Consider the following 25,654-nt stretch of genomic DNA (forward strand, 5'->3'; position numbering starts at 1 on the left):
ACCGGCGCCCGCCTCGCGGGGCGGGCGCCGCGCCGCTAGGCCTTCTCGGCCTCGCCGGTGGCCTGCTCCAGAGCGTCCTCGGGGGAGGCCTCCAGGTCGTCGGACGCCTGGGCGAGCGCCGTCTGCTTGTCCAGCCGCACCCAGCTCGTGATGCTCTCGATGGCGAACAGCACCCCGAGGTACACCGACATCACGGCGACCACCCAGGTGAGCACGCCGAGAGCGGCGCCCACGCCGAGCAGCAGCAGCCGGACCTCCCAGCCGAGCCCGGCCTGGAACACCCAGGGGGCCGGCCAGATGCTCTGCCGCGTCCGGTACACCGTGTCGTAGGTGTGGTAGCCGATCACGTAGATCAGCACGAACAGCAGCCACTTGGGCATGCCGGAGGCCAGGCCGAGGACGATGATCGCGAGGAACTCGGTGCCTCTGATCAGCGGCGGGACCAGCCAGTCGAAGCGCCCGAGGTGGTCGCGCGGGGCGGTGGGCACCATCAGCAGCACCATCACCAGCACCGGCAGCAGCATGATCGCGCCGCGGCCGGCGGACAGCACGCCCGTCGCGCCGATGGCCGCCACCGCCAGCAGCGTGGCCAGCCCGGCCGGGACCGGCGGCAGGCCAGGACCGAGCTTGCCGCGCACCAGCGCGACCAGCGGGCCGTCGTCACGGTAGGCGAGCAGGCGGGCCGTCTGGATGCGGCGGCGCTCCTCGTCGGGGTCGGGGACGGGAACGGATGCGGCCTGCGGGTGGGTGATCATGCGAGCGACCTCATGAGACGTCCGGTGAGGGTGTAGGCGGCCGCCACGCAACCCCAGATCACGAGCGTGAGGAACGTGACCCGGGGCTCGAACAGAGCCGCGGTGATCGCGATGGCGGCGAACCGCTCACCGATGGGAAAGACGATCATCTTGCGGGCCCAGTGCACGGCGCGGAACCGCCCGGCCCTGGTCCACATCTTCAGCAGGCCGCGCACGCCGCCGGTGCGCGAGGCCTTGCGCTTCTCCAGCGCGTCGCGCAGCGGCCGGTCGTCGGCGACGGTCAGCGCGAGGGTCGGCAGCGGGTTCGGCGGCCTGCGCCTGCTGGCCGCGCCATAGGAGAAGTCGAGCAGGTGCCGCACCGACTGCACCGACAGGGCGATCAGCGCCAGCGTCCACACGTCGCCCTGACCGGCCACGGCCGAGCCGACGGCCAGGCCGAAGAACACGACGTACTCCTTGGCGCGGTCGAAGGTGGCGTCCAGCCACGCGCCGAGCACGCCGAACTTGCGGGCGTACCGGGCGACCTGGCCGTCCACGCAGTCGAAGACGAAGGCGAAGTAGATGAGCAGGCCGCCCGTCACCGCACCGGCCCGCGTGCCGGTGGCGAAGGCCACCGCCGACAGCACGCCGAGGGCGATGGAGATGAGCGTGACCTGGTTGGGCGTGAGGCCGCGCCGCGCCGCCCACCGGGCGATGAAGCGCGAGTACGTGCTGACGAAGTAGGTGGTGAAGAACCCGTCGGCGCCCTTGACCGCGTTGTTCAGGCGCGCGCGGTCCTCGTCGTAGGTCGCCATGACGGCCACGGCCTCGTCCGCCTCGGCCTGCGTGCCGACGCGGCTGAAGAACAGGTCTCTGCGGCCGCGGCTGCCGAGCGAGACGCCCTTGCGCACCAGGCCGAGCGCCAGAAGCTGGACCAGGTCGTCTTCGGGGCCGAACAGGTGGGCCAGGTCGGCCAGCTCGCGGGCCGCCTCGGCGAGCGTCGCCGCGTGGCGCTGGTGCAGGTGGAGCGGGCCGAGCAGCACCGCGTTGGGGCGGGTGACCGCGTGGTGGGCCGAGCCGACCGAGATGATCCGGGAGCGGCCGACGCGCGCGCGCACCGGCAGCCCCTCGTAGATGTGGTCGCCGATCTCGGGCTCGGCCTCTTCGATCGGAATCTCGTACCCGATGCGTTCGCCGTTCTCGTCCTCCGGGCGCGGCTCCCTGGCGATGAGCGCCAGCGCTCCGCGCTTGGCCTTGGTGATCTGGTAGATCAGCTCGTCGTGGATCACGACGCCGGCCGGGATGAGGAACAGGTTGTCGGTGGCCTGCTCGGCGGCGTCCGCCAGCGCGCGCAGGTCGGCCGCGAGGTCGGCGGACTCCACGACCTGGCCGGGGAAGCGGCGATGGTCGCCGGCCTCCTCGGGGCGCACGATGGCGATCGGGTCGGGGTCCATCGCCGTGACCTGGCCGTACAGCCGGTCCAGGACGGTGGGCGAACCGGGCAGCGACGTCAGCGCCAGGCGACCGGGCGGGACGTGTGGTTCAGGGGAACCGATCGGGCCGGGCGAGGCGCCCAGCAGGACCACGCGGGTCATGTCACCCTTTCAGGCAGCGTGCAGGGGGCGGAGGCGATTTTCAGGGGGTGTCGCCAGGGGGCAAAGTTTAGTGACTGTTCTTCCTAAGGATGCCATCCAGGGTTGACCCGAGATCGATTCGTCGCTTCCGGGAGGCGCATCCGGATTTACGAGTCTCATGGGCACTCGCCCGATTTGCCCGCGCGATGCGCCGCCTCCCGCCCCGCGACCGTTCGGTTCCACCCTCCCACGCGCCGGCCGGCGGCCGGCGAGCGCGTCCGATTCGTCCATCGGAGGTGTCGCGTCGTCCCTAGACTGGGCGGGTGAACCTGTACCGCGACGAGGGCATCGTGCTGCGCACCCAGAAGCTGGGCGAGGCCGACCGCATCGTCACGGTCCTGACCAAGCGCACCGGCAAGGTGCGCGGGGTCGCCAAAGGCGTGCGGCGCACCAAGTCGAGGTTCGGCGCGCGGCTGGAGCCCTTCACCCACGTCGACCTCCAACTGCACACCGGGCGCTCGCTCGACGTGATCACCCAGGCCGAGACGCTCCGCCCGTACGGGGAGGGGCTGGTCTCCGACTACCCCCGCTACACCGCCGGCACCGCCATGCTCGAGACCGCCGACCGGCTCACCGTGGGGGAGAAGGAGCCCGCGCTGCGGCAGTTCCTGCTGCTGCTCGGCGGCCTGCGCACCCTGGTCGAGGGCGGCCACGAGGCCAGGCTCGTCCTGGACGCCTACTTCCTGCGCTCCCTGGCCGTGGCCGGGTACGCGCCGGCCCTGGAGTCCTGCGCCCGCTGCTCGACCCCCGCGATCAGGGCCTTCGCCATCGCCGCGGGCGGCGTGGTGTGCGGCGGGTGCCGCCCGCCGGGCGCCGCCGTCCCGGCCGCCGAGACGATCGGCCTCATGATCGCGCTGACCCGCGGCGACTGGGCCTCCGCCGACGCCTCGGAGTCCCGCCACCGCGCCGAGTGCAGCGGGCTGGTCGCCGCCTATCTGCAATGGCACCTGGAACACGGAATACGCTCGCTACGGCACGTCGAACGCGTCTGAAGGCCGGCGCGCCCGGGCGCGCCGCCGCCGGGCCCGGCACGACGGCCGGCTCCGCGGACGCGCGCCTTTCCGACACACACCCACAGGAGAAGCAGACCGTGAGAGTCCGCCCGCCGACCCCGCACCCCTCAGGCGCCGTCCCGCCGCCGATCCCCCGCGATCTGGTCCCCCGGCACGTCGCCATCGTCATGGACGGCAACGGGCGCTGGGCCAAGGCGCGCGGGCTGCCGCGGACCGAGGGGCACAAGGCGGGCGAGGCGTCGCTGTTCGACGTGATCGAGGGCGCGATCGAGCTCGGCATCCCGAACCTCTCCGCCTACGCCTTCTCCACCGAGAACTGGCGGCGCTCGCCCGACGAGGTCCGCTTCCTCATGGGGTTCAACCGGGACGTCATCCGCCGCCGCCGCGACGAGCTGCACGCCATGGGCGTGCGGGTGCGCTGGGCCGGCCGTCCCGGGCGGCTGTGGAAGAGCGTCATCAAGGAACTGCAGGACGCCGAGGAGATGACGCGGGACAACCGCACGCTGACCCTGCAGTTCTGCGTCAACTACGGCGGCCGGGCCGAGATCGTCGACGCCGCCGTGCGGCTGGCCCAGGACATCGCCGCCGGCCGGGTCAGGCCCGACAAGGTCTCCGAGCGCACCTTCGCCCGCTACCTCGACGAGCCGGAGATCCCGGACGTCGACCTGTTCCTGCGCTCCTCCGGCGAGCAGCGCACCTCGAACTTCCTGCTCTGGCAGTCCGCCTACGCCGAGATGGTCTTCCTCAACCAGCTCTGGCCCGACTTCGACCGCCGCGACCTGTGGCAGGCCTGCGAGATCTACGCCAAGCGCGACCGCCGCTACGGCGGCGCCCTCCCCAACCAGGTCTGACCTTCCCCAACCAGGTCTGGCCGCCTCCGACCGGGTCTGGCCGTGCCGCCCGGGCCCGCCGCGATCAGGCCCGGCGGCGGGCCCGGTAGGCGGCGACGTGCATGCGGTTGCCGCAGGTGCGGCTGTCGCAGTAGACGCGCGAGCGGTTGCGGGACTCGTCCACGAAGACCCGCCCGCAGTCGGGGGCCGCGCAGGTGCGCAGCCGCTCCCACTCGCCGTCGACCAGCAGGTGGGCCAGGGCCACCCCGAGCTCGGCGGCCAGGTGCTCGGCCACCGGTGCCCCCTTGGCGAAGTAGTGCACGTGGAGGGGGTAGTCGTCGTGCTCGGTCAGGTGGGCGGTGATGCGCGTGCGCTCGAGCAGCACGTTCAGCAGCGCGACCGCCGAGGCGGAGTCGGGAGCGGCGAAGATCGCGAGGAACGTGGCGCGCAGGGCGCGGACCTCTCGCAGGTCGCCCGCGCCGACGCCTTCGACGCCGCTCAGCTCGTGGCGCCGTACGTAGGCGTCCAGCTCCGCGACGCTTGTGAGCCCGTCGAGCCCGCCCGTCTCGGGAGCGGTGTTGACCAGGTCGGCCACGGCGGCCAGCGAGCACACCATGTCATGGCTGAACGGCATGTCGTCTCCTGCCGGGCCGGTCGTGGACAGGGCGCGGGTCGCCGGGGCGCGGCGCGGACGGCATCACATCCCGGTCTCCACCGCCAGGGAAGCGTATCCCGTGACCCGCCACCACGGGGACAGTCCCGGCGTGCGGGGTGGGTGGACTCGCGAAGGTGGCGGACGGTTTTGACAACGGTTTTCATTTTGCGCGATACTCGGCAGTGTGATGCCCTTTTCGTCCAGGTACGATCACTGTGCACGATCGACATATCCCCGCCGCCCCACCACCTTCCTGAGCGTCCTCGCCGCCCTGGCGGCCCTTCTCGCCGCCGCCGCGTGCGCTCCCGCCGACTCCGCCTCCACGCGGAACGCGGGCACTTCCGGCGGCCCCAAGGTGCTCGCCGCCTTCTATCCCCTCGAATGGCTGGCGACGCGCGTCGGCGGGCCGGACGCCGCGGTCACCGGCCTCACGCGGCCCGGCGTCGAGCCGCACGAACTGGAGCTGACCCCGCGCCAGATCGCCGACATCCAGCGGGCCGACCTGGTCGTCTACATCAAGGGCGTCCAGCCGGCCGTCGACGAGGCGGTCCAGCAGCAGGCGCCGGACAAGGCGTTCGACGCCGCCTCCCTGGTTCCCGTCCTCACCGGCACCGGTGAGCAGGAGCACCAGGAGCAGGCCGGGGGAGGCGAGGCGCACGAGCCGGTGCCCTATGACCCCCACCTCTGGCTCGACCCCGACCGCCTGGCCACGGTGGCCGCCGACCTGGGCAAGAGGCTCGGGCAGGCGGACGGCGCGCACGCCTCCGCGTACACCGGCAGGGCGAACACCACCGCGGGGGAGCTCAGGGCCCTGGACGAGGAGTTCCGCAAGGGGCTCGCCACCTGCGCCGGCCGCACGATCGTCACCTCGCACGCCGCGTTCGGCTACCTGTCGAACCGGTACGGCCTGAAGCAGGTGGGCATCAGCGGCCTCGACCCCGAGGCCGAACCCTCCCCGGCGCGCATCGCCGAGGTGGCCGCGGCGGCCCGGCGGGAGAAGGTAACCACCATCTTCACCGAGGAACTCCTCAGCCCCAAGGTCTCCGCGGTCCTCGCCAAGGAGGTCGGCGCCACGACCGCGGTCCTCAACCCCATCGAGAGCCGCCCGGCGTCGGGGGACTACCTGTCCGCCGCCCGCCAGAACCTCTCCGTCCTCCGCACCGCGCTTGGATGCTCATGATAACCCGATCAGCACAGGCGGCCGGCGTCTCCGGGCCGGCGCCGCAGACCGCCGGCGCGCCCGCCGCGTTCGCCATGACCGACGGGCACGTCCATCTGGACGGGCGTCCGGTCCTGCGCGGGGTGAACCTGCGCATCGAGGCCGGGGAGGTGGTCGCGATCCTCGGCGTGAACGGCTCAGGTAAGTCGACGCTCGTCCGCGCCCTGCTCGGGCTGACCCCGCTGTCGGCCGGCTCCGCCGAGCTGTTCGGCGTGCCGCCCGGCCGCTTCCGCGAATGGTGGCGCGTCGGGTACGTCCCGCAGCGGCTCTCGGTCGGCGGCGGCGTCCCCGCCACGGTTCGCGAGGTGGTGGCCTCCGGCCGCGTCGCCCGGCAACGGCGGCTGCGTCCCGCCGGCCGGCAGGACCGCGCGGCGGTGGCAGGCGCGCTCGACGCCGTCGGCCTGACCGGCCGCGCCGGCGACCCGGTGGCCTGGCTGTCCGGCGGTCAGCAGCAGCGGGTGCTCATCGCCCGCGCGCTGGCCGGTGAGCCGGACGCCTTCGTCATGGACGAGCCGACGGCCGGTGTGGACGCCGAGAGCCAGGCGGACCTGGCCGGCACGCTCACGACCCTGGTGCGGCAGGGCAAGACCGTCCTGCTGGTGGCGCACGAGATCGGCCCGATGGCCCCGCTCATCACCCGGTCGATCGTCCTGCGGGACGGCAGGGTCGCCCACGACGGGCCGGCGACCGGCGGCGGCACGGGGTGCCACCCGCGTCCGGGGCACGAGCGGGAGCGCCCGCCCGCCTACGACGTGGCCGGCGGCCCGATCGGTTCGGGGACGGCGCAATGATCGAGATCTTCCAGTACGACTTCATGGTGCGCGCGCTGATCGCCGCGCTCCTCGTCGGCCTCGCCGCCCCGGCGGTGGGCACCTTCATCGTCCAGCGGCGGCTCGCCCTGCTCGGCGACGGCATCGGCCACGTGGCGCTCACCGGCGTCGCGCTCGGATTCCTCACCGGCACCGCCCCGGTGCTCACCGCGGTGCTGGTCTCCATCCTCGGGGCCGTCGCGATCGAACTGGTCCGCGCCCGGGGCCGCACGACCGGCGACGTGGCGCTGGCCCTGCTGTTCTACGGCGGCATCGCGGGCGGCGTGATGCTGATCGGGCTCGCCCCCGGCGGCAGCAACGCCACGCTGACGTCGTACCTGTTCGGGTCGATCAGCAGCGTCACCACCGAGGACGTGTGGGTGATCGCCGTGCTGGCCGCGTTCGTGCTCGGCGTGGTGGCGACGTTCGGCCGCGAACTGTTCGTCCTGTGCCAGGACGAGGAGGTCGCCAAGGTCAACGGGCTGCCGGTGCGCTTCCTCAGCCTGCTCGTGGCCGTGACCGCCGCGCTGACCGTCGTGATCGCGATGCGCGTGGTGGGGCTGCTGCTGGTCAGCGCCCTCATGGTGGTCCCCGTGGCCACCAGCCAGCAGCTCACCCGCGGCTTTCGCACGACGATGGCACTGGCGATGGTCCTCGGCGTCGTGGCGACGGTCGGCGGGCTGACCTCGGCGTTCTACGCGAGCGTCGCGCCGGGCGCGGCGATCGTCCTGCTGGCCCTCGCCGGCTTCATCCTGGCGCTCGGCGCCGGTCGGCTGCTCCGGCGCAGCCGCGGCCGTGAGGCCGCTCCATGACCGGCGGCCGCGCGTGCTCACCGCGCGCGAAGACACGGGTGAGGCGGACAAGGCACACGCGAGAGGAGGAGGCGCGCCGATGACCACCCGACGGGCCGCTGTGCGGGAAATCCTCAGCCACAGCGACGGTTTTCGCAGCGCCCAGGACATCTACGCCCAGATGCGCGCCGCCGGCGCGAAGATCGGGCTGACCACGGTGTACCGGACGCTGCAGACGCTGACCGAGTCCGGCCAGGTCGACGTCCTGCGCACCGACGACGGCGAATGCGTGTACCGGGCGTGCGCCACCGGCACACACCACCATCACCTGGTCTGCCGCGGCTGCGGCCGCACGGTCGAGGTGGCCGGCCCGGACGTCGAGCGCTGGACGGAGGTCGTCGGGGCCGAGCATGGCTTCACGGCGATCACCCACACCCTGGAGATCTTCGGCACCTGCGCCTCCTGCGCCCCCACCGGTTGACCGTCCCCCGAGACGCGTCAGAAGAGGCCGAAGCGGCTGGCCGCCATGGCGATGAGGAAGGCGGCCATGGCCACCCGCATCAGCCGTGCCCAGTGCCCGAGTGACGGCCACGACATGTACGCCAGCCAGACCACGAAGCCGAGCACGGGCAGGACGGCGACGCCGCCGCGCCAGTCGGCGACGGCGAAGCCCACCAGCAGCAGGATCACCAGGACGACAGGGATGATCCAGCGCGGCAGTCCGTACAGGAACACCAGCGGCACCGCGCTTTTGCGCTCGACCGCTCTGCGCAGGCCCGTCGCGCCGGGAGTGAGGAACTGTTCGCCCGGCGGCAGCGGCCGGGGCGCGGGACGCCGGTCGCGCGCCAGGGGGTGGGCGGGGACGGCACGCCCGCGCGCCGCCGAAGATGACGCCGGAGAGGACGCCGAAGAAGACGAGGAGCGCGAGGAGTCACCGCGCGTGTGCTTGTCGGCCACGGTTCGAGCCTAACGGCGAACGCCCCCGACCTGCAGGCCGCCGTCCACCGCATCCCGCGGCGGCTGGCATGCTGGGCGGCATGCTCGCGCTCATCAGGTATTCGGTGCCCGGCTCGCAGGCCGGGGAGTTCGTGGACGGCGCCAGGACGATCCTCGCCACGCTGGCCGCCCAGACCGGGTTCCTCGGCGGGCACATCGGCAGGTCGGTGGACGAGCCCGACCTGTGGGCGCTGGTCAGCGAGTGGGAGGGGGCCGGCTACTACCGGCGCGCCCTGTCGGCGGCGCGCATGGACATGTACCCGCTCATGACCCTGATGATCAACGAGCCCAGCGCGTTCGAGATCATCGCCAGCAGCCCGGAATGACCGTCCTGCGGTAGCCCGGGAAGCCTCGCCTGGGGCCGCCGGGGCCGTCCGCGGGCAGGCTCCCCGGGGCGCGCGGGGGATTGTGGGCTGGTCGCGTCGGCGGTTCCCCTAAGCTTGGAGTGATCGGGCAGGTGACGCGCCCTCTGATCGACCAACCCAACCCCGACCGCCAGCCGGATGGAGATCCTCGATGGCCCGCCGTACCGACATCATGGACACGATCGTCAGCCTCGCCAAACGCCGCGGGCTCGTCTACCCGTCGAGCGAGATCTACGGGGGTCTGCGCGCGTCCTGGGACTACGGCCCGCTCGGCGTCGAGCTCAAGAACAACGTCAAGCGCGAGTGGTGGAAGTCCATGGTCCAGGGCCGCGAGGACGTCGTGGGCCTCGACTCCTCGGTCATCCTGGCGCGCGAGGTCTGGGAGGCGAGCGGCCACGTCAGGGAGTTCGTCGACCCGCTCACCGAGTGCCAGTCGTGTCACAAGCGCTTCCGCGCCGACCACCTCGAGGAGGCCTACGCCGAGAAGCACGGCGGCAGGGCCCCCGAGAACGGCCTGGCCGACCTCACCTGCCCCAACTGCGGCACCAAGGGCGCCTTCACCGCGCCGCGCATGTTCAACGGCCTGCTCAAGACCTTCCTCGGCGCCGTCGAGGACGACTCGGGCCTCGCCTACCTGCGCCCCGAGACCGCGCAGGGCATCTTCATCAACTACCTCAACGTGCAGCAGTCGTCCCGCAAGAAGATCCCGTTCGGCATCGGCCAGATCGGCAAGTCGTTCCGCAACGAGATCACCCCGGGCAACTTCATTTTCCGCACGCGCGAGTTCGAGCAGATGGAGATGGAGTTCTTCGTCAAGCCCGGCTCCGACGAGGAGTGGCACCAGTACTGGATCGACACGCGCCTGCAGTGGTACATCGACCTGGGCATCAACCGCGACAACCTGCGGCTGTACGAGCACCCCAAGGACAAGCTGTCGCACTACTCCAAGCGCACGGTGGACGTCGAGTACCGCTTCAACTTCACCGGCTCCGAGTGGGGTGAGCTCGAGGGCGTGGCCAACCGCACCGACTTCGACCTCACCACGCACGCCGCGGCCTCCGGCACCGACCTGTCGTTCTTCGAGCAGGACAGCGGCGAGCGCTACGTGCCGTACGTCATCGAGCCGGCCGCCGGCGTCGACCGCTGCGCGCTCACCTTCATGATCGACGCGTACACGGTCGACGAGGCCCCGAACGCCAAGGGCGTCATGGAGCAGCGCACGGTCATGCGGCTGGACCACCGCCTCGCGCCGGTCAAGGTGGCGGTGCTGCCCCTGTCGCGCAACAGCGACCTGTCGCCCAAGGCCCGTGACCTGGCCACCCAGCTCCGCCGCCGCTGGAACGTCGAGTTCGACGACGCCGGGGCGATCGGCCGCCGCTACCGCCGCCAGGACGAGATCGGCACGCCGTTCTGCGTCACCGTCGACTTCGACACCCTGGAAGACCACGCCGTGACGATCCGCGAACGCGACTCCATGGCCCAGAAGCGCATCGCCCTCGACCAGGTCGACTCCTACCTCCGCCAGCACCTCAACGACTGACCCCGCCCGCACGCCCGAGCATGGTGGCCGCCCCCGCGGCGGCCGCCTCCGGGGATGCGTCGGTCCAGGGGCTCCCGCGTGCCGGCGGACACCCGCGGGAGATCGGCGGAGGCGCGCGTCCTGGTGTGACGCGTCAGCCCGGTAGGTCGGTGGTGGAAGGCATGATCTCCACGTCGTCGGCTTTGACGAAGGCCACGCGGTGGCCGAGTTGCACCTGGTAGTACATCGTGCGGCCGCGGACCAGCCGGTGGGCCTTCTCGTCGAAGGAGGTCGAGTGGTAGTACTCGCCGTGCGTCGCCAGGCCGACCGCGTACCGCTGCCCCTGCTGGATGGTGTACTGCAACGGCACGATGGGCTGCACGGGCACGCCCTTCGGGTACGCCTGGGGCTCGGGGTAGGCCCTGCCGTACACCGGCACGCTCGCGCGCCCGGGTCCGGGCGTGACGACCAGCCCGGTGGCGTTGACGGCGGTCGGCGCGTCGTCGGGGTCGTGGAACCACGCGCGCCGGCCGAGATACCAGATGGCCGTCCAGTCGCCGCTGCGACCCGCCACGGCGAACTGCTGGCCGGTGGCCGCCCGCGCGCCGTGGTCGTGGACGTCGTGGGTCGAGGCGCCGTCTGACCTGCGGCCGGCGTCCCTGACCAGGGGGGCGTCGTCGCTGGGCGCGGTGTGCAGCCAGACCGACGACGACCCGTGCGGCGGGCACGGCTCGCCCGGCTCCGCACATCCGGTGTAGCGCGGGCGGTGGCGCGCGTAGTCGGTCCTGATCGTCACCAGGCCGCCGCGGTCGCCGCCGGTGGACCTGATCGGGCTGCCCAGCAGCTCGAAGTAATGGCCCCAGTCCCAGTACGGCCCGGGGTCGACGTGCATCGCGGCGACCGTGCCCGGCACGGTGCCCGGGACGTTGTCGTGGCCGAGGATGTGCGCGCGGTCCAGCGGGATGCCGTACCGGCGGGCCAGGTAGCGCACGAGCCGGGCGGAGGCGCGGTACATCGCCTCGGTGTACCAGGCGCCCGCCTTGGCCATGAACCCCTCGTGCTCGATGCCGATGGCCTTGGCGTTGAAGTACCAGTTCCCGGCGTGCCAGGCGACGTCCCGGGCGCGGACGTGCTGGGCGATGTGCCCGTCGGAGGAGCGGATGGTGTAGTGCCAGCTCACGTACGCCGGGTCGTCCACCAGCCGCAGCGTCTTGCCGTAGGTCTCCTCGGTGTCGTGGATGACGATGTAGTCGATGCGGTGCCGGCGCGGCCGGTCGGACCGGTCGTGGTTGCCGTAGCCGCCGCCGGGCAGTTCGCGGTACGGCGCCGGCAGCCACTCACAGGCGAGGCTCTTCGGGCACTCGGCCCTCCCGGCCCCGGCCTCGGGCGGCCCCTCGCGCTCGACGTGCTCCATGCGCGGAGCGATCTCCGGTGCGGCGGGCAGCCAAACCTGCCGGCCGTCGTTGGTGACCCGGCCCGCGCCCCGCTCGATCAGGGCGAAGACCTCTCGGGCGAACCGGCGGGCGCTGCCGGGCTCGGTGGCGCCCGAGTACCGGGCGACGGCGTCGAACCAACCGGCCGGGTCGCGGCCCGCGGACCGGCCGAGCGCCTTCTGGTGGCGGGCGAGCAGCGCGGCGCCGCCCAGCACGTTGGCGTCCGGGTCGCGGACGAGCCGGTCGGCCGGGATGCCGGTGAGCCGGGCGGCCCGCTCGGCCGTCCCGGGTCCGTGACGGCCGTGCAGGGCGAGGCGGGGGTCGGTGAGGTGCATCGGCCCGTATCCGCCGGAGGTGCTGGGCAGTCCCTGGTTGGCGTCCCAGCGTGACTCCAGGTAGGAGACGCCGAGCAGGATCTGCTCCGGGACGCCGTACCTGGCCGCCGCGACCTGGAACGCCCGCTGCCGCGACAGCGCGGCCCCGGACGCCTCCTGCCGGGACCGGGTGGGCGTGGCCCCGGACGCCCTCTCTCCGGACAGGGCGGGTGCGGGTGCGGCTACGGACGCCTTCTGTCCGGATAGGGCGGGTGCGGCTACGGACGGCTCCTGCTGGGACCGGGCAGGCGTGGCCCCGGAGGCCTGATGCCGGGACCACGCGGGCGCCGGAGCGCTCCAGGCGGGTGGGGAGGCGGGGCCGGCGAGGATCAGCGAGGCCGCCAGCGGGACGGCGGCGGCCGGCGTTCTGCGCATGGAGGACCCTTTCTCAGGCAGTCACGCGGGCAGTGCGAACGCTCCTGCGGGACTGCGTGAGCCCGGGATATCGACGGTCACCTTACGACTTGCCGTCGCCCGATCCACTGCTTGTCATGCGGCGTGTCAAAGACCGCCTTCTCATGACGCGGTCTTCTGTCGGCCTGTGCGCCGTTCATGCGCCGCTGGCGGCATTGTCGGCCGGTCGTACCGTCGGCCGCTTATTTGGCTAAGTGACGCTTTCATGTCCTGCGGGACGGTCCTCGCCGAAAGAGGTGCGCGCGAATATCGCTTTCCTGTCGACCGGTGGAGCATGCGGAAAACGTCCGGTCGAGACAAACCGCGTGGAGCGGTGAAATGACAGGAGAAGGGTCGGCCGTGATGGCCGTCGCGTTGATCGCCCGCCGGACTGGCGTTCGCCCGAACGCGGCCCAGCGCCACGGCGCTTACGGCGACGCCGGAGACGTCGCGGCGGGCCGGGATGACAGGTAGGAAATCTCCTACGTATAGTGGGGTGCATGCCACCCACACACGCTTCAGCGGAGGATCTGGTCTTCGCCGCGCTGGCCAGCCCGGTGCGGCGCCAGGTGCTGCGGCTGCTCAGGGACGAGGGGCCGCAGCCGGTGCAGCGGCTGGCCGGGAACTTCACGATGGCCCGCCCGAGCTTCTCCGAACACCTGCGGGTGCTGCGCGAGGCGGGGCTGGTCGCCGAGCGTAAGGTCGGCCGCCAGCGGCTCTACCGGCTCGAAGCGGTGCCGCTGAACGAGGTGCAGCAGTGGCTCAGCCCCTTCGAGCGGTTCTGGCGCGAGCGGCTCGCCGGGCTGCGCGACCTGCTCGACCAGATGGACGACGAGCGATGACCGGCGACGACCCGGCCGTCGTCCACCTCGATGAGTTCCTGCCGCATCCGCCCGCCAAGGTGTGGCGGGCCCTGACCGAGCCCGACCTGCTCGCCCGGTGGTTGATGCCCGGCGACTTCCGGCTCCAGGTCGGCCATCGGTACACCATGCGAGCGGTTCCCATGCCGGGCACCGGCTTCTCCGGCACGGTCCTGGCCGAAGTGCTCGCCTTCGAGACCGGCAGGATGCTCCGCATCGGCTGGCGGGACGCCGACCCCGGTAACGACGCCGACTGGACGATCACCTGGACGCTGGAGCCGGAGGGCAGGGGCACCCGGCTGTTCCTCCTGCACGAGGGCTTCGACCCAGGGAACCCGCTCCAGCAGCGCGCCCGCCGGATCATGGGCGGCGGCTGGCGATCGGGCGTCCTGCGCGGCCTGCGAGCCGTCCTCGACCGCATGTGAAGCCCCCGGCCGTCGGTGAGATCCCCGACCGTGGTGCAGGCCACGACCTCGAAAGCTCTCTCTCATCCCGATGCCAACGATTGGATCCACCTATGTCCGAGATCGTCGAGCGGTTCGATCGCCTCGCGGGCGACTTCCTGGCACGCGTCGAGGCGACGCCCGCTGACCGATGGGACCGGGTCACGCCCTGCGCGGGCTGGACGGCCCGCGACCTGGTGGGGCACGTCGTCAACGGGCACCGCGGCATCATCGCGGTCGTCCGCGGCACCCCGCCCCGGCCCTCCCACGGCGTGGGCGTGTCCGGCATGGCCGACGCGCCGCGGATCGAGCCGGACGCCGACCTCGCCGCCGCCTACGCCGAGGCCCGGGCGGAACTGCGCGCCGTCCTCACCGATCCGGAGCTGGCCGCGACGCCCCTGCCCTACAGCCCGATCGGACCGGTCGCGGTGGCGGAGGCGGCCGACAGCGTGGGGGCCATGGAACTGCTCGTCCACACCTGGGACCTGGCCCGCGCCGTGGGCGGGGACGAGACCCTGGACCGGGACGCCGTCGTCAAAACGCACGAGAGGCTGCGCCCGCACTACGCCGCCCTGCAGAGCACCGGCGCCTTCCAGGGGGAGGTCACGCCCCCCGGCGACGCCGACCCGCAGACCGCGTTCCTCTGCTTCACCGGACGCCGCCCCTGACGTCCCGCGGACGGCCGCGGACGGCCGCGGACGGCCCGGACGGGCTGGGACGGGCCTCGGCGACCAGGGGATGGTCACGGGCGGCCGGGAACAGGGCGGTGGGGCGGCGGGGGCGTGGGTGGTCAGGGGCGCCAGGTGGTCAGGACCTGGTCGACGCGGGAGCGGATGCGCTCGCGGGCGGTCATGCGCGGGACGCCCGACATCAGCAGCTCGTCGTAGTCGGTGTCCAGGTGGCGCACGCTCGCGACCACGGCCAGGGTGATCGCGTTCTCGTCCAGCACGCGGGCGGCGGCGGTGCGTCCCACCCGGCCGCTGCCGCGCACCGCGGCGTGGCCGGCGATGGCGCTCGCCCGCTCGGCCGGGCAGCCGGGGAACAGGCGGCGGATCTCCTCGGCCATCCTCGCCTGGAAGTCGGCGTCCTCGCCGGCCCGCCGCTCGCGGTCGCGTTCGCGTCGGCGCAGCCGCACCTCCTCGTCGGCCAGGCACTGCTCCTCAGCGCGTGCCAGGGCCTCTTCCTCGACCAGCACGCCGAGCCGCTCGTACCGCTTGCGCCGCCGGTTGAAGTGGACGACGACGGCCGATAGGCCGCTGGCCTTCTTCGCGCGGCGGCTCAGCGCGGCGTTGCCTGCGGGAAGGAAGACCAGATGATCCATGTCCACGCACGTCAGGCAGTGCGGCTGCTCGTCTTCCATGATCAGGTAGGGCCCGGTGTCCCCGCATCCGGCGCAGGACCACTCCTTTTCCGGCACCACGGCCACCAGGTCGGGGGCCTTGTTGTGCCGTTCCTCGATCTGCCTGCGCCGCGGTTCGCTGAGCTCCGGCGAGATCCAGTGGACGCGGAACCGGCGCTCGGTGTCCTCGTCGCCGTCGGTGGTGAAGCGCAACGGCCGCCGGTCGCGGCCGGCCGCCGCGTACGCCGCCTCGCTCTCGACCAGGCCGCGGGCGAGGGCCCATTCGCGCAGGTGGGAAAGGGCCTGCTCCATTCTGGGGCGGTCCACGGGCGCCAGCCGTTCCAGGCTGTCGGCGCGGCCCTGCCGCCACGTCTCGACGTGGCGGACCGCCAGCCACCCCAGGCCGGTCAGGACGTCGATGGCGGTCACGTGCCGGCGGGTGGCGAGGGCGACCTCCGCCGCCTGGGCCACCCGGCCGCCGAGCTTGCTGCGCACGCGTCCAACCCTGCCGCACGCGGGCACGTGCGTGTGCCGGTTCGCCGCTCTCGGGTCGTCCCGGTCGTGCTCCGGGCGCCCGGCCCGCGGCCTTCCGGCCTCGGCTCGCCGTGTCTCGTCCCGGCGGCCGGGGGACCCGCGGGCTCACGGGCCGGCGGCCGAGCCCGACCGGGCCGGCGCCGCCCATGGAGCCCTGCGGGGTGCCGGGAGCGGTGGGCAGTGTGAGCGGCGCATCGCGGCCGGGAGGGCCATTGACATTCGAGGGGCGGTCACCTCGATGTCCCCGAAGGGTGAAATGATGCGGGCGGGCCCACCACGTTCCGCCCGTTGGAGTTCGGACGCGTCCCCCGGGTCGGCCGTGCTCATACGGGTCGCCGCCGGGCTCGATCGGGCACCAGGCCGAGGGCGCCGCCGCGCGGCGCCCGCATCCGACCGAGGAGCACATGTGCACCTGCTGACCAACCCCGTCAAGGACTACGCGTGGGGATCGCGCACGGACATCGCCGAGCTCACCGGCAGGCCCGTCCCCGCGCCGGGTCCTGAAGCGGAGATGTGGCTCGGTGCCCATCCCTCCGGCCCGTCGCGCCTCGGCGGCGACGACGGCCGCACCCTCGCCGACCTCATCGGGGCCGACCCGCGTGCCGGACTCGGCGATGCCACGCTGGAGGCGTTCGGCGAGCGCCTGCCGTACCTGCTGAAGCTCATCGCCGTCGCCCAGCCGCTGTCGCTTCAGGTCCATCCCTCCGCGGAGCAGGCCGTCGACGGCCACGCCCGCGGGGTCTACGGCGACCCGTGGCCGAAGCCGGAGCTGGTGTGCGCGCTCACGCCGTTCACCGCGCTCGCCGGGTTCCGCCCGCCGGAGCAGGCCGCGATGCTCGTCGACCGGCTCGGCGTGCCCGACCTGAAGGACGTCGTGTCCCTGCTGGAGGGCGGGGAGTCGCTCGGAGCGCTGGAGGCCCTGCTCGGCAAGCGGCAGGCCGCCGAGCAGATCGTGTGGGCCGCCTCGGCGGTGCACCACCCCGACTACGAGCTGGTGGTTCGCCTGGCCAGGCGCTACCCGGGCGACCCCGCGTGCCTGGCCCCGCTGCTGTTGCGCCGGCACGAGCTGGCCCCCGGCCAGGCCCTGTTCCTCGGCGCCGGCGTGCTCCACTGCTACCTCAAGGGCTTCGGCGTGGAGATCATGGGCAGCTCCGACAACGTGATGCGGGCCGGTCTCACCCCCAAGCCGCTCAACGTCGCCGAACTGCTGCGCATCACCGACCCCGCCACCGCGCCGCTGGCCCTCGCGGCCGGTCCCGGCGGGGTGTACGACACCCCGAGCCCGGAGTTCCGCCTGCGCCGGATCGACGGCGCGGGCGCCGAGCCGAGCCTTCCCGCCGGGGTGCCGCGCATCCTGCTGGTCACCGAGGGGACGGCGACGGCCGGGACGACCGAGCTGCGCCAGGGCGAGTCGGTGTTCGTCCCGGCCGCCGGGCCCGCGCTCACCGTCCGCACGACCGGCACCGTCTTCGTCGCCGAACCCGGCACCTGAGACGAGGAGGCCATGAGCGTCGACCTCGGGGTCTGGTACGCGCGTCCCCCGCTCACGCCCGAGGAGGCGGCGCGCAGGTACGCGGCCTGGCGCGCCGGCGGGACCACGCCCGCCTCGGACGCCCGGGAACCGGCCTCTGAGCCGGTATCCGAGCCGGCCTTGGAGCTCATCCCGGAGCCGGTCGCCGAGGCGACCTTGGAGCTGATTCCGGAGCCGGTCCCGGACCTCGTGCGCGAGCCGGTCCCGGATCCCGTCCGAGAACCAGCCCCCGAGCCGGTCCCTGAACGGGTCTCGGAGCCGGTCCCGGAGGTGGCCGCCTTCTACGACGCTCTGACCGAGGAGTTCCCCGACCTGACCGACGGCGACTACGCGACCTCGCCGTGGGCGACGCCGCTGACGGTCGGCGACGAGTTCGTCGTGATGTCCATCGTCTTCCCCCGTGCCGCCGAGGTGTGCCGCACCGTCCTGCGCCTCGCCGACCGGCACGACCTGGTCTGCTTCGACCCCCACCCCGACGAACTGTTCTCCGGCTGACCGCGACTCGCCGCCCGCCGCCCGACAGATCCGCACCTGCCCGTATTCTGCCGTGGTGCTGGAGTTCAGACTGGAAGCCGCGGCGCCCGGCCGCGGAAGGCCGATGCCTCGCACCCACCACCTTCCGCGCACCGTGCGGCGCGCGGGCCGGAGACGGGGCTGATGCCGGCGCTCGACTTGGCCCAGTGGGCGGTGCTGGTGCTCGCGCTCGTCCTGGTCGGCTTCTCCAAGACCGGGATCTCCGGCGCGGGGACGGTGGCGGTCGCGCTGTTCGCGCTGGTCCTGCCGACGAAGAGCTCGACGGGGATGCTCCTGCCCCTGCTGCTGGTCGGCGACGTGGTGGCCGTGGTCTCCTACCGCAGGCACGCCGACTGGCCGAGGCTGCTCAAGCTGTTCCCCTGGGTGGCCGCCGGAGTGCTGGTCGGCGCCGTGGTGGTGCGCTGGGTCGACGACGCGCAGATGCGGCGGATCATCGGGGGGATCCTGCTGGTGATCATCGCGCTCAGCCTGTGGAACCGGCGGCGCGGATCGGACGCCTCGCTCGCCAACCGGCCCGCGGTGGCCGCGTTCGCGGGAGTGTTCGCCGGCTTCACCACGATGACGGCCAACGCCGCCGGGCCGATCATGGCCCTGTACTTCCTGGCGGCGGGCCTGCCGATGCTCGGCTTCCTCGGCACGACCGCGTGGTTCTTCCTGACGATCAACGCCTTCAAGGTGCCGTTCAGCGTCGCGCTCGGCCTGATCACCCCGGCCACGCTGGTCTTCGCCGCGGCCACCGCCGCCGCCGTCGTCGCGGGAGGCGTGGCAGGGCGCGTGGTCGTCCGGCACATCAACCGGACTTGGTTCGAGCGCATCACCCTGGCCCTCACCTTCCTGGCCGCAGTCCGCCTGATGTTCTGACCTCCCGCGACCGGCGCGCGGCCCCGGAGGGTCAGGCGCCTGTGGCGCCGATGGCGTGGCCGATGACGTACACGACGACGGCCGCGCCCCCGCCGACGAGCAGTTGCCTGCCGCCCGTGCGCAGGGCGGGTCTGCCGTTGAGCAGGCCCAGGAAGGCGCCCACGGCGAACAGGGCGAGCCCCGCCAGCAGCACCGCGGTCACCAGCGCGGCCGTCCCGTCCGCGAACAGGTACGGGATGACGACCACGACGGCTCCCAGGGCGAAGGCGACCAGGCTCGACAGCGCCGCCGACCACGGCGAGCCGAGCTCCTCCGGATCCAGTCCCAGTTCCTCGCGGGCCATGGTCTCCAGCGCGGTGTCGTGGTCCTTCATGATCGTCTTGGCGACGCGCTCCGCCTCCTCGGCGTCCAGGCCCTTGGCCCGGTAGATCAGCGCCAGCTCCTCCTCCTCGGCCTCGGGATCGTCGCGCAGTTCCTCCGCCTCCAGCGCGATCTCCCGTTCGTAGGCCTCGCGCTGGCTGCGCATCGAGATGTACTCGCCGACGGCCATGGAGAACGCGCCGGCCAGCAGTCCCGCGAGCCCGGCGAACAGGATGGTGTGCCCGGCGGCTCCCGAACCGGCGAACCCCATGGCCAGGGAGGTGTTGGACACCAGGCCGTCGTTGACGCCGAACACGGCCGCGCGCAGCGTGCCCGACCGGTCGCTGCGGTGCCAGCGTTCGCGCCGGGCCACGCCCCGGCCGCCCACCACCGGCAGGCCCTCCCCGGCGTCCGCCCGTTCCCCCTGGCGCAGCCGGGTCAGCACGCGGGCGTGCGAGCGCTCGTCCACGGCCATGCCGGGGTCGGCGTCGGGGTCGGCGTCGTACAGGCCCGCGTCGGCGTGCTCGGCGCGCTCGACGAACGGCAGCACCGCGTCGACGGAGTACCGGCGGGCCAGCCAGGACAGCGCCCGCGTGCGCAGGCTGGGCCGGCTCGGGTCGGGCACCTTCTCGCCCAGGCCGGCGAGCTTGCCGGCCCAGTGCGCGGCGTGCCGTTCCTCCACGGCGGCCAGTTGCAGGAAGACCTCGCGCCGCTCTCCCTCGGCGCCGGCGGCGAGCCCGCGGTACAGGACCGCGCTCTGCCGCTCGGCCTCCAGGGCGCCGCGGTAGCGGGCGGCGGCCTGCCGGTCCCCGCGGGCGCCCCGGGGCTGGTTTCGGGTGTTGCCGGTCTCGGCGCTCATCGTCCACGTCTCCTGCCCGGTCACCGCGCGTCCGACCACGCGGCGCCGATCATCACTGGTCCAGGTCCGGTCGCCGCAGGAGGACCCGCTCGTCTCCAGGGCTCTGGGGCGCCGGGCGCGGCGCTCAGTCCGGTGCGCTCCCGCCGAGGCAGGCGCGGCAGACCCCGCGGAAGATGACCTGCGCCTCGTCCACCTCGCCCATGTCGTCACCCGGGGTGAGGCAGGGCTTCGCGTCCACGACGCAGGCGACGTCGCTGACCTTCCCGCACCGGCGGCAGACGAAGTGGTGGTGCCACCGGTCGGCCACCTCGTACACCGCCGCGCCCGGCCCGACGTCGGCGCGCAGCACGACCCCGAGCTCGGCGAGCGTGACCAGCGAGTTGTAGACGCTGGTGCGCGGCAGCGTGATCCCGCGCCCCGCCAGGTGCGCGTGCACGTCGTCGGCCGTGCGGTGCCCGCCCATCGAGCGCAGCGCCTCGGTCACGGCGAGGCGGGGCCGCGTCGCCCGCAGCCCGGACGCCCGCAGCGACGCCACGGTGTCGTCGGCGAACTCACCCACCGGCTCCTCCGGCCATCGGCCCAGTCTTATATGGATGTTGTGCAAATAAGTCTACATCGCCGGTACAAGTGCCGGTATGCCGGTCCTACGGCGTCCGCCGCCGGCCCGGCCGGCCGTATGCCGTCAGCCGGCGGCGACGGAGACGACAGGAACGGCGGGAGCGGCGGGGGAGCCCTCCGCCGCGACCTCGCGAAGCAGGGCCGCGGCGGCGGCGCTGGTCGGGTCGCCGGTGACGGTGACGATCTCCCAGGGCGGCACCGCGCCGGCGAGCGGGACGAACCGCACGCGGTCGGTCTTCGCCGAGAACGACCGCGGTACGAGCGCCACGCCGAGCCCGAAGGTCACCAGGTCCAGCAGCGAGTGCACGTCGGTCACCTCCAGCGCCACCCGGCGCTCCACCCCCGCGCCGGCCAGCACGCTGTCGGCCAGGTTCCTGCTGACCCAGTCGGCGGGGAAGTCCACGAACCGCTCGGCGCCCAGTTCGGCCAGGCCGACCTCCGCGCGGGAGGCCAGCGGGTGGTCCAATGGGCAGGCCAGGACGAGCGGCTCGCCGGCGAGGGGCGTGGCCACGACGTCGCCGGGGCACCGGGCCGGGCGGGCGACGAACGCCACGTCCAGCCGGCCCGTCCGCACCTGCTCGACGAGCTCGCCGGAACCGCCGTGCCGCAGGCTGACCTCCAGGCCGGGATGCGCGGCCACGAACCGGGCGAGCACCGCCGGCAGGTGTACCACGTGCAGGCACTGCAACGAGCCGATGGCGAGGCTGCCCCGCAGCAGGCCCTGCACCGCCGCCACGGCGTCCACGGCCGCGCCGGTCGCCGCGAGCGCCCGCCGGGCCTCCACCAGCAGCGCCCGGCCCGCCGGGGTCAGCTCGACCTGCCGGGTGCTGCGCAGGAACAGCGGGGCGCCCAGCTCGCGCTCCAGCGACCGGATCGAGGCGGACAGGCCCGACTGGGCGACGCGCAGCCGCTTGGCGGCCCGGGTGAAATGGCAGTCCTCGGCGACGGCCACGAAGTACTCGAGCTGCCGAAGCTCCATGATCTATCACCATCGCTGCTCAATGAGATCAGTTTCTTCTGTTGGACAGCTTAATCGTGGGCAGAGGAGACTGCGAAGGACAAGACATCTCCGAGGAGGAACTCTCATGCAGACTCGCCGCATCGGCGACGTCCAGGTCGGCGCGATCGGTCTGGGCGGCATGCCCATGTCCATCGAGGGGCGCCCCGACGAGCAGCGTTCCATCGCGACCATCCACGCCGCGCTCGACGCCGGCGTCACGCTCATCGACACGGCCGACGCCTACCACCTGCTCGCCGACGACGTGGGCCACAACGAGGCGCTGATCGCCCGCGCCCTCGCGAGCTACGGAGGCGACACCTCCGACGTGCTGGTCGCCACCAAGGGCGGCCACCTGCGCCCCGGCGACGGCTCCTGGACGCTGAACGGCTCGCCCGACTACCTCAAGAGCGCCTGCGAGGCGTCGCTCCAGAGGCTCGGCGTGGAGGCCATCGGCCTCTACCAGTTCCACCGGCCCGACCCGCGCGTGCCCTACGCCGACTCCGTCGGGGCCGTCCGCGACCTGCTGGACGCCGGGAAGATCCGGATGGCCGGCATCTCCAACGCCGACCCCGGCCAGATCCGCCAGGCGAACGAGATCCTGGGCGGGCGGCTGGTGAGCGTCCAGAACCAGTTCTCGCCCGCCTTCCGCTCCAGCGATCCCGAGCTCGAACTGTGCGCCGAGATGGACATCGCCTTCCTGCCGTGGAGCCCGCTCGGCGGCATCGCCCGGGCAGGGGAGCTCGGCTCGCGATTCGACGTCTTCGCCGAGATCGGGCGCGAGCACGGCGCCAGCGCTCAGCAGGTCTGCCTCGCGTGGATGCTCGCCAAGGCCCCGGTCGTCATCCCGATCCCCGGGTCCTCGCGTCCGGAGACCATCCGCGACTCGGCCGCCGCGGTCGACCTGAAGCTGTCGCCCGAGGAGCTGTCCCGCCTCGACGCGGCCTGACCGCGAGCGGTCCCGGGTGGCCGTCCGACGATGGACGCCACCCGGGCGCGCGCGGTCAGTTGGTCCGGGTGTTGGGCAGGTGCGCGCCGAGGTAGCCGACGTAGACCTTGCCCGTGGCGCCTCCCGAGTCGTCGTGGAAGTGCATGCGCGGCGCCGGGTACCCGACCGCGCGCAGCTTGATGTGGGCCTCCATGAGGATCTCGCCGCGCGGGTCGACCTCGGTCGGCACGGGGAAGGTCCGCGGGTCGCGGAACTTGTCGCGGCTGGTGACGCTCTTGGACTCGCGCATGACCAGCATCCCGGTCGGCACCGTGTAGCGTCCGGGCTCCCCGACGGCGCACCAGTCGTAGAACCCGCCGGCGAACTCCCCGCTGGAACGGGCGCGGGCGAAGTCGTTCAGCGCGTGCAGCGCGTCCCACGCCTTGCCGGCCCAGCTTCGGCGCAGCCCCGGGTAGACGACGTCCAGCCGCGCGGCGGGGGAGTCGGTGTCGCCGATCACCACGTGGGTGAGCCGGGACCTGGCCTCGACCAGCGCCTCGGCCAGGCTGCCGGGCTGGAACACCTCCTCGGGGACGGCGACGCCGTACATCGGGTGGCCGAGCGCGGCCAGCGCGCCCTCCAGCCAGCGCACCCGCTCGGCGAGCGTGCGCGCCGAGTCCACCGCGTCGGCGTACTCCTCCTGCAGCAGCCGGTAGGCGACCCGCGGGTCCTCCGGCTCGTCCGGCGGGGCCGGGTCGTCGATGACCAGGTCGCGCAGGGCGTCCAGCCGCAGGCCCAGCGTGCGCACCTCGCGCAGGAGCCGCTGGCCGGTGTCCATGCCCGCCGCCAGCCCGAGTGCCGTCTCCAGTTCCTCGCGCACCTCCTTGACCACCAGCTCCGCCACCTCGTACGCCAGCCCGGGGGGCGCCTCCCCGGGCGCGTTCATCTCCGCCCGTACACCCTCGCCCGCCCGCGTGCCCTCGTCCGCGCGCCGGTCCGCCCCTGCCTCCCCGCCCGCGTCCGCCGCCGCTTTCCCGCTGCCGCCCGCCGCCGCCTCTCCGCTCGCGTTCGCCGCCGGTTCCCCGCTCGCGTCCGGCCCGGTCGCCTCGCCCGCGCGTCCTGCCGCCGGCGCCTGTCCGGCCGCGTGGGCGGGTGAGGCGTCCGGCGCGGCCGAGGGGGGCGGCGGCACGCCGGGACGCCGGGGCGCCGGGACGGCCCCGGGCCCCGGCACGGGCGTGCCACCTGGTCCGGGGGCGGGCGCGACGCCAGGGATGGGCGCGGCGCCGGGGATGGGCCCGGCGCCGGGACGGGGAAGGGGCGTGGCCGCTGAGCCGGGACTCGGCGGGAAAGACCCGCCCGCCGGTCCGGGACGCGCGGGCGGCGACATCAGCCGGCGCCGCAGTTCCTCGCGCGCCGGCCCGGAGGGCGCCAGGCGGGGGTCCAGCGCGCCCGCCAGGTCGCCGGACGGCGAGCGCCCCACCAGCACCCGGTGGACCACCGGCAGGGCACGCCGCACCTCCTCGGGCAGGTCGGCGCCCGCGGACCGGCCGATCATGCCCTCGACGATCTTGCCGAGCGCCGCCTCCCCTTCCTCGCGCAGCTTGGCCGGGCGCATCGGCGGATGACGGTAGCTGTGGCGCTCGGTGGCCGGATCGAACGGCGCGGCGTAGGTGCGGATCGCCCCGCCGTACACCCCGAGGTCCCGGCCGATTGCCTGGTTGAACAGGTCTTCGGTGGGTTTGTCGGCAAGCCGTACCACCACCCCGGCGCCGGCGACCGCGGCCGCCAGCCACTCCGCGCGCCCGGCGCTGCCGGGGTCGGGGGTCACCACGGCGATGGGCACGCGACGGCGCGGCTCGGTGAGCATGTGGACGAAGTGCGACACTTCCTGCTCGGCCAGGACGACCGGCGCGTCCTCCAGGTGGATCGCGCCGTCGGTGATGCGATGGGTGCGCAGGTAGGCAGGGAGGAACCCCGGCGCGTGCGCCGTCCCCGAATGCCCGCCGCCGCTTCGCTCCACGGTCACCACGACCCACCCCGGCACCCGGTCGGTCCCGTCCAGGAAGACGGCTTCGGTGCGCAGCGCGCCGCCGTCGCACGGCTCCTCAAGGACATACCGGCCGCACTCGTCACGACGCTCCATGGTCAGCCGCGCCCCGCCCACCTCGTGCCGCGTCCGCTGCCGCGCGGCGTCGGCGGCCGGAAAGCCCTTCTCCTCTCCCCACCGCGAAAAGGTGCGATGCAGCCGGACCCAGATGGGCCTCGCGCCGTCTCGCAGTACAGCCTGGTACAGCCGTGTCGTGGACCCCACTGTCTGCCCTTCGGTCGGTCAATGGTGAAAGGTACGGCCAGGTCCCCCGTTCCTGTTGGACGCGAGCACCGCCGCGCCGGATGTCACGCACGGCCTACATGTTCACTCCGGAGAGTGATGCCTGGGCGGGAAACGCCAGAAGAGAGAACTGTCGGTGCCGCTCGGCACGATGGGAGGCATGGCTTCATGGCAGGAGATCGAGAAGGCCGTCCCCCAACTGGCCGCCCGCGTGACCGAGGTCATGGGCAAGGGCAAGCACAAGACGATGGCCACCCTCCGCAAGGACGGCTCGCCGCGCATCAGCGGCATCGAGGTCGAGTTCAAGCAGGGTCAGGTGTGGCTCGGTTCCATGCTCGGCGCCGTCAAGGCCCTCGACCTGCGCAGAGACCCCCGCGTGGCGATCCACAGCCCTACCAGCGATCCCGACGAGGCCGATCCGGGGCGCTGGAGCGGTGAGGCCAAGCTCGCCGGGAAGGCCGTCGAGATCACCGACGAACGGGTCCGCGAGGCGTACGGCGCGCCGCCCGAGCACGACTTCCACCTGTTCCGCGTCGAGGTCACCGAAGTCGTCTTCACCCGCGTCGACGCCGACGGGCGGCATCTGGTGATCGAGATGTGGCACGAGGCCACCGGCCACCGCGTCGTGCGCCGCGAATGATCCCGGTGCGCGGGGCCGCCGGGCCGCCGTCGCCCTTCCGGCGGGCGGGGCCGGGT

26 protein-coding genes are annotated in these 25,654 nt (G+C 73.3%); 16 read left to right on the forward strand and 10 right to left on the reverse strand.

All coding sequences use genetic code 11. The features are described 5' to 3' along the window. Positions 1-35: 35 nt before the first annotated feature. Both ACWEN6_RS07285 and ACWEN6_RS07290 read right to left on the reverse strand, forming a co-directional pair. A complete protein-coding gene (locus ACWEN6_RS07285; protein WP_354834789.1) occupies positions 36-755 on the reverse strand; it encodes a DUF5941 domain-containing protein in 720 nt (239 codons plus the stop codon). After that, positions 752-2,329, reverse strand: coding sequence for a CDP-alcohol phosphatidyltransferase family protein (locus ACWEN6_RS07290; RefSeq protein WP_452569391.1), 1,578 nt, complete (start codon positions 2,327-2,329; stop codon positions 752-754). Before ACWEN6_RS07290 ends, ACWEN6_RS07285 begins: the two co-directional genes overlap by 4 nt. 302 nt (positions 2,330-2,631) lie before the next feature. Here ACWEN6_RS07290 and recO point away from each other — a divergent pair, with 302 nt between their 5' ends. Beyond that, complete coding sequence (gene recO / locus ACWEN6_RS07295) at positions 2,632-3,360, forward strand: DNA repair protein RecO (RefSeq protein ID WP_354834783.1); 729 nt, start codon at positions 2,632-2,634, stop codon at positions 3,358-3,360. Between the two features lie 98 nt (positions 3,361-3,458). Further along, on the forward strand, positions 3,459-4,232 hold the full coding sequence (locus ACWEN6_RS07300; protein WP_452569392.1) for an isoprenyl transferase: 774 nt from the start codon (positions 3,459-3,461) through the stop codon (positions 4,230-4,232). A gap of 64 nt (positions 4,233-4,296) precedes the next feature. On the opposite strand, the gene ACWEN6_RS07305 is transcribed toward ACWEN6_RS07300, so the two are convergent. Next, entirely contained in the window at positions 4,297-4,845 is a 549-nt protein-coding gene (locus ACWEN6_RS07305; RefSeq protein ID WP_452569393.1) for a CGNR zinc finger domain-containing protein, read from the reverse strand. A gap of 208 nt (positions 4,846-5,053) precedes the next feature. On the opposite strand from ACWEN6_RS07305, the gene ACWEN6_RS07310 reads away from it, so the two are divergent. The 4 genes from ACWEN6_RS07310 to ACWEN6_RS07325 all read left to right on the forward strand — a co-directional run bounded on the left by ACWEN6_RS07310 (position 5,054) and on the right by ACWEN6_RS07325 (position 8,166). Beyond that, positions 5,054-6,046 carry a metal ABC transporter substrate-binding protein gene (locus tag ACWEN6_RS07310; protein ID WP_452569394.1) on the forward strand — a complete coding sequence of 331 codons (993 nt, stop codon included), beginning with the start codon at positions 5,054-5,056 and terminating at the stop codon, positions 6,044-6,046. Continuing rightward, the gene (locus ACWEN6_RS07315; RefSeq protein ID WP_452569395.1) at positions 6,037-6,876 is read left to right on the forward strand and encodes a metal ABC transporter ATP-binding protein; all 840 of its coding nucleotides are present in this window, start codon (positions 6,037-6,039) and stop codon (positions 6,874-6,876) included. Before ACWEN6_RS07310 ends, ACWEN6_RS07315 begins: the two co-directional genes overlap by 10 nt. Next, positions 6,873-7,706 (forward strand): metal ABC transporter permease, encoded by an 834-nt coding sequence (locus ACWEN6_RS07320; protein WP_452569396.1) that lies wholly within the window; start codon positions 6,873-6,875, stop codon positions 7,704-7,706. Before ACWEN6_RS07315 ends, ACWEN6_RS07320 begins: the two co-directional genes overlap by 4 nt. Positions 7,707-7,785: 79 nt before the next feature. After that, entirely contained in the window at positions 7,786-8,166 is a 381-nt protein-coding gene (locus tag ACWEN6_RS07325) for a Fur family transcriptional regulator (protein ID WP_452569397.1), read from the forward strand. 17 nt (positions 8,167-8,183) lie between these two features. Here ACWEN6_RS07325 and ACWEN6_RS07330 read toward each other — a convergent pair whose 3' ends face one another. Beyond that, positions 8,184-8,642 (reverse strand): DUF6703 family protein, encoded by a 459-nt coding sequence (locus ACWEN6_RS07330; protein ID WP_354915103.1) that lies wholly within the window; start codon positions 8,640-8,642, stop codon positions 8,184-8,186. An 80-nt stretch (positions 8,643-8,722) separates the two neighbouring features. On the opposite strand from ACWEN6_RS07330, the gene ACWEN6_RS07335 reads away from it, so the two are divergent. Beyond that, positions 8,723-9,007 (forward strand): antibiotic biosynthesis monooxygenase family protein, encoded by a 285-nt coding sequence (locus ACWEN6_RS07335; RefSeq protein WP_354834763.1) that lies wholly within the window; start codon positions 8,723-8,725, stop codon positions 9,005-9,007. Between the two features lie 190 nt (positions 9,008-9,197). Further along, the gene (locus ACWEN6_RS07340; protein ID WP_452569398.1) at positions 9,198-10,586 is read left to right on the forward strand and encodes a glycine--tRNA ligase; all 1,389 of its coding nucleotides are present in this window, start codon (positions 9,198-9,200) and stop codon (positions 10,584-10,586) included. Between the two features lie 133 nt (positions 10,587-10,719). Here ACWEN6_RS07340 and ACWEN6_RS07345 read toward each other — a convergent pair whose 3' ends face one another. Continuing rightward, on the reverse strand, positions 10,720-12,747 hold the full coding sequence (locus tag ACWEN6_RS07345; RefSeq protein ID WP_452569399.1) for an N-acetylmuramoyl-L-alanine amidase: 2,028 nt from the start codon (positions 12,745-12,747) through the stop codon (positions 10,720-10,722). Positions 12,748-13,265: 518 nt separating this feature from the next. Between ACWEN6_RS07345 and ACWEN6_RS07350 the strand changes: the two genes are divergently transcribed. The 3 genes from ACWEN6_RS07350 (at position 13,266) to ACWEN6_RS07360 (ending at position 14,736) form a co-directional block, all read left to right on the forward strand. Further along, on the forward strand, positions 13,266-13,607 hold the full coding sequence (locus ACWEN6_RS07350) for an ArsR/SmtB family transcription factor (protein ID WP_452569400.1): 342 nt from the start codon (positions 13,266-13,268) through the stop codon (positions 13,605-13,607). Then, entirely contained in the window at positions 13,604-14,050 is a 447-nt protein-coding gene (locus ACWEN6_RS07355) for an SRPBCC family protein (RefSeq protein ID WP_354834751.1), read from the forward strand. The genes ACWEN6_RS07350 and ACWEN6_RS07355 overlap by 4 nt, the downstream gene beginning before the upstream one ends. Positions 14,051-14,142: 92 nt before the next feature. Continuing rightward, the gene (locus ACWEN6_RS07360; protein ID WP_452569401.1) at positions 14,143-14,736 is read left to right on the forward strand and encodes a TIGR03086 family metal-binding protein; all 594 of its coding nucleotides are present in this window, start codon (positions 14,143-14,145) and stop codon (positions 14,734-14,736) included. 122 nt (positions 14,737-14,858) lie between these two features. On the opposite strand, the gene ACWEN6_RS07365 is transcribed toward ACWEN6_RS07360, so the two are convergent. After that, positions 14,859-15,902, reverse strand: coding sequence for a DUF2293 domain-containing protein (locus tag ACWEN6_RS07365; RefSeq protein WP_452569402.1), 1,044 nt, complete (start codon positions 15,900-15,902; stop codon positions 14,859-14,861). Between the two features lie 445 nt (positions 15,903-16,347). Between ACWEN6_RS07365 and manA the strand changes: the two genes are divergently transcribed. From manA to ACWEN6_RS07380, 3 genes are all read left to right on the forward strand, one after another. Then, entirely contained in the window at positions 16,348-17,433 is a 1,086-nt protein-coding gene (manA, locus tag ACWEN6_RS07370; protein WP_452569403.1) for a mannose-6-phosphate isomerase, class I, read from the forward strand. A 12-nt stretch (positions 17,434-17,445) separates the two neighbouring features. Next, complete coding sequence (locus tag ACWEN6_RS07375) at positions 17,446-17,967, forward strand: hypothetical protein (RefSeq protein ID WP_452569404.1); 522 nt, start codon at positions 17,446-17,448, stop codon at positions 17,965-17,967. A 162-nt stretch (positions 17,968-18,129) separates the two neighbouring features. Next, positions 18,130-18,867, forward strand: a complete 738-nt coding sequence (locus tag ACWEN6_RS07380; protein WP_452569405.1) for a sulfite exporter TauE/SafE family protein — start codon at positions 18,130-18,132, stop codon at positions 18,865-18,867. A 31-nt stretch (positions 18,868-18,898) separates the two neighbouring features. Here ACWEN6_RS07380 and ACWEN6_RS07385 read toward each other — a convergent pair whose 3' ends face one another. From ACWEN6_RS07385 to ACWEN6_RS07395, 3 genes are all read right to left on the reverse strand, one after another. Continuing rightward, complete coding sequence (locus ACWEN6_RS07385; protein WP_452569406.1) at positions 18,899-20,086, reverse strand: VIT1/CCC1 transporter family protein; 1,188 nt, start codon at positions 20,084-20,086, stop codon at positions 18,899-18,901. Between the two features lie 124 nt (positions 20,087-20,210). Continuing rightward, complete coding sequence (locus ACWEN6_RS07390) at positions 20,211-20,645, reverse strand: Fur family transcriptional regulator (protein WP_354834730.1); 435 nt, start codon at positions 20,643-20,645, stop codon at positions 20,211-20,213. Positions 20,646-20,768: 123 nt separating this feature from the next. Further along, on the reverse strand, positions 20,769-21,683 hold the full coding sequence (locus ACWEN6_RS07395) for a LysR family transcriptional regulator (RefSeq protein ID WP_452569407.1): 915 nt from the start codon (positions 21,681-21,683) through the stop codon (positions 20,769-20,771). 106 nt (positions 21,684-21,789) lie between these two features. On the opposite strand from ACWEN6_RS07395, the gene ACWEN6_RS07400 reads away from it, so the two are divergent. After that, positions 21,790-22,650, forward strand: a complete 861-nt coding sequence (locus ACWEN6_RS07400) for an aldo/keto reductase (RefSeq protein ID WP_452569408.1) — start codon at positions 21,790-21,792, stop codon at positions 22,648-22,650. Positions 22,651-22,705: 55 nt separating this feature from the next. Here the strand turns inward: ACWEN6_RS07400 and ACWEN6_RS07405 are convergent, their stop codons facing one another. Beyond that, positions 22,706-24,772: a hypothetical protein gene (locus ACWEN6_RS07405; RefSeq protein ID WP_452569409.1), complete on the reverse strand. Its 2,067-nt coding sequence runs from the start codon at positions 24,770-24,772 to the stop codon at positions 22,706-22,708. 346 nt (positions 24,773-25,118) lie between these two features. On the opposite strand from ACWEN6_RS07405, the gene ACWEN6_RS07410 reads away from it, so the two are divergent. Continuing rightward, the gene (locus ACWEN6_RS07410; protein ID WP_452569410.1) at positions 25,119-25,598 is read left to right on the forward strand and encodes a pyridoxamine 5'-phosphate oxidase family protein; all 480 of its coding nucleotides are present in this window, start codon (positions 25,119-25,121) and stop codon (positions 25,596-25,598) included. Positions 25,599-25,654: the final 56 nt, after the last annotated feature.

The organism is Sphaerisporangium sp. NPDC004334, assembly GCF_053602655.1.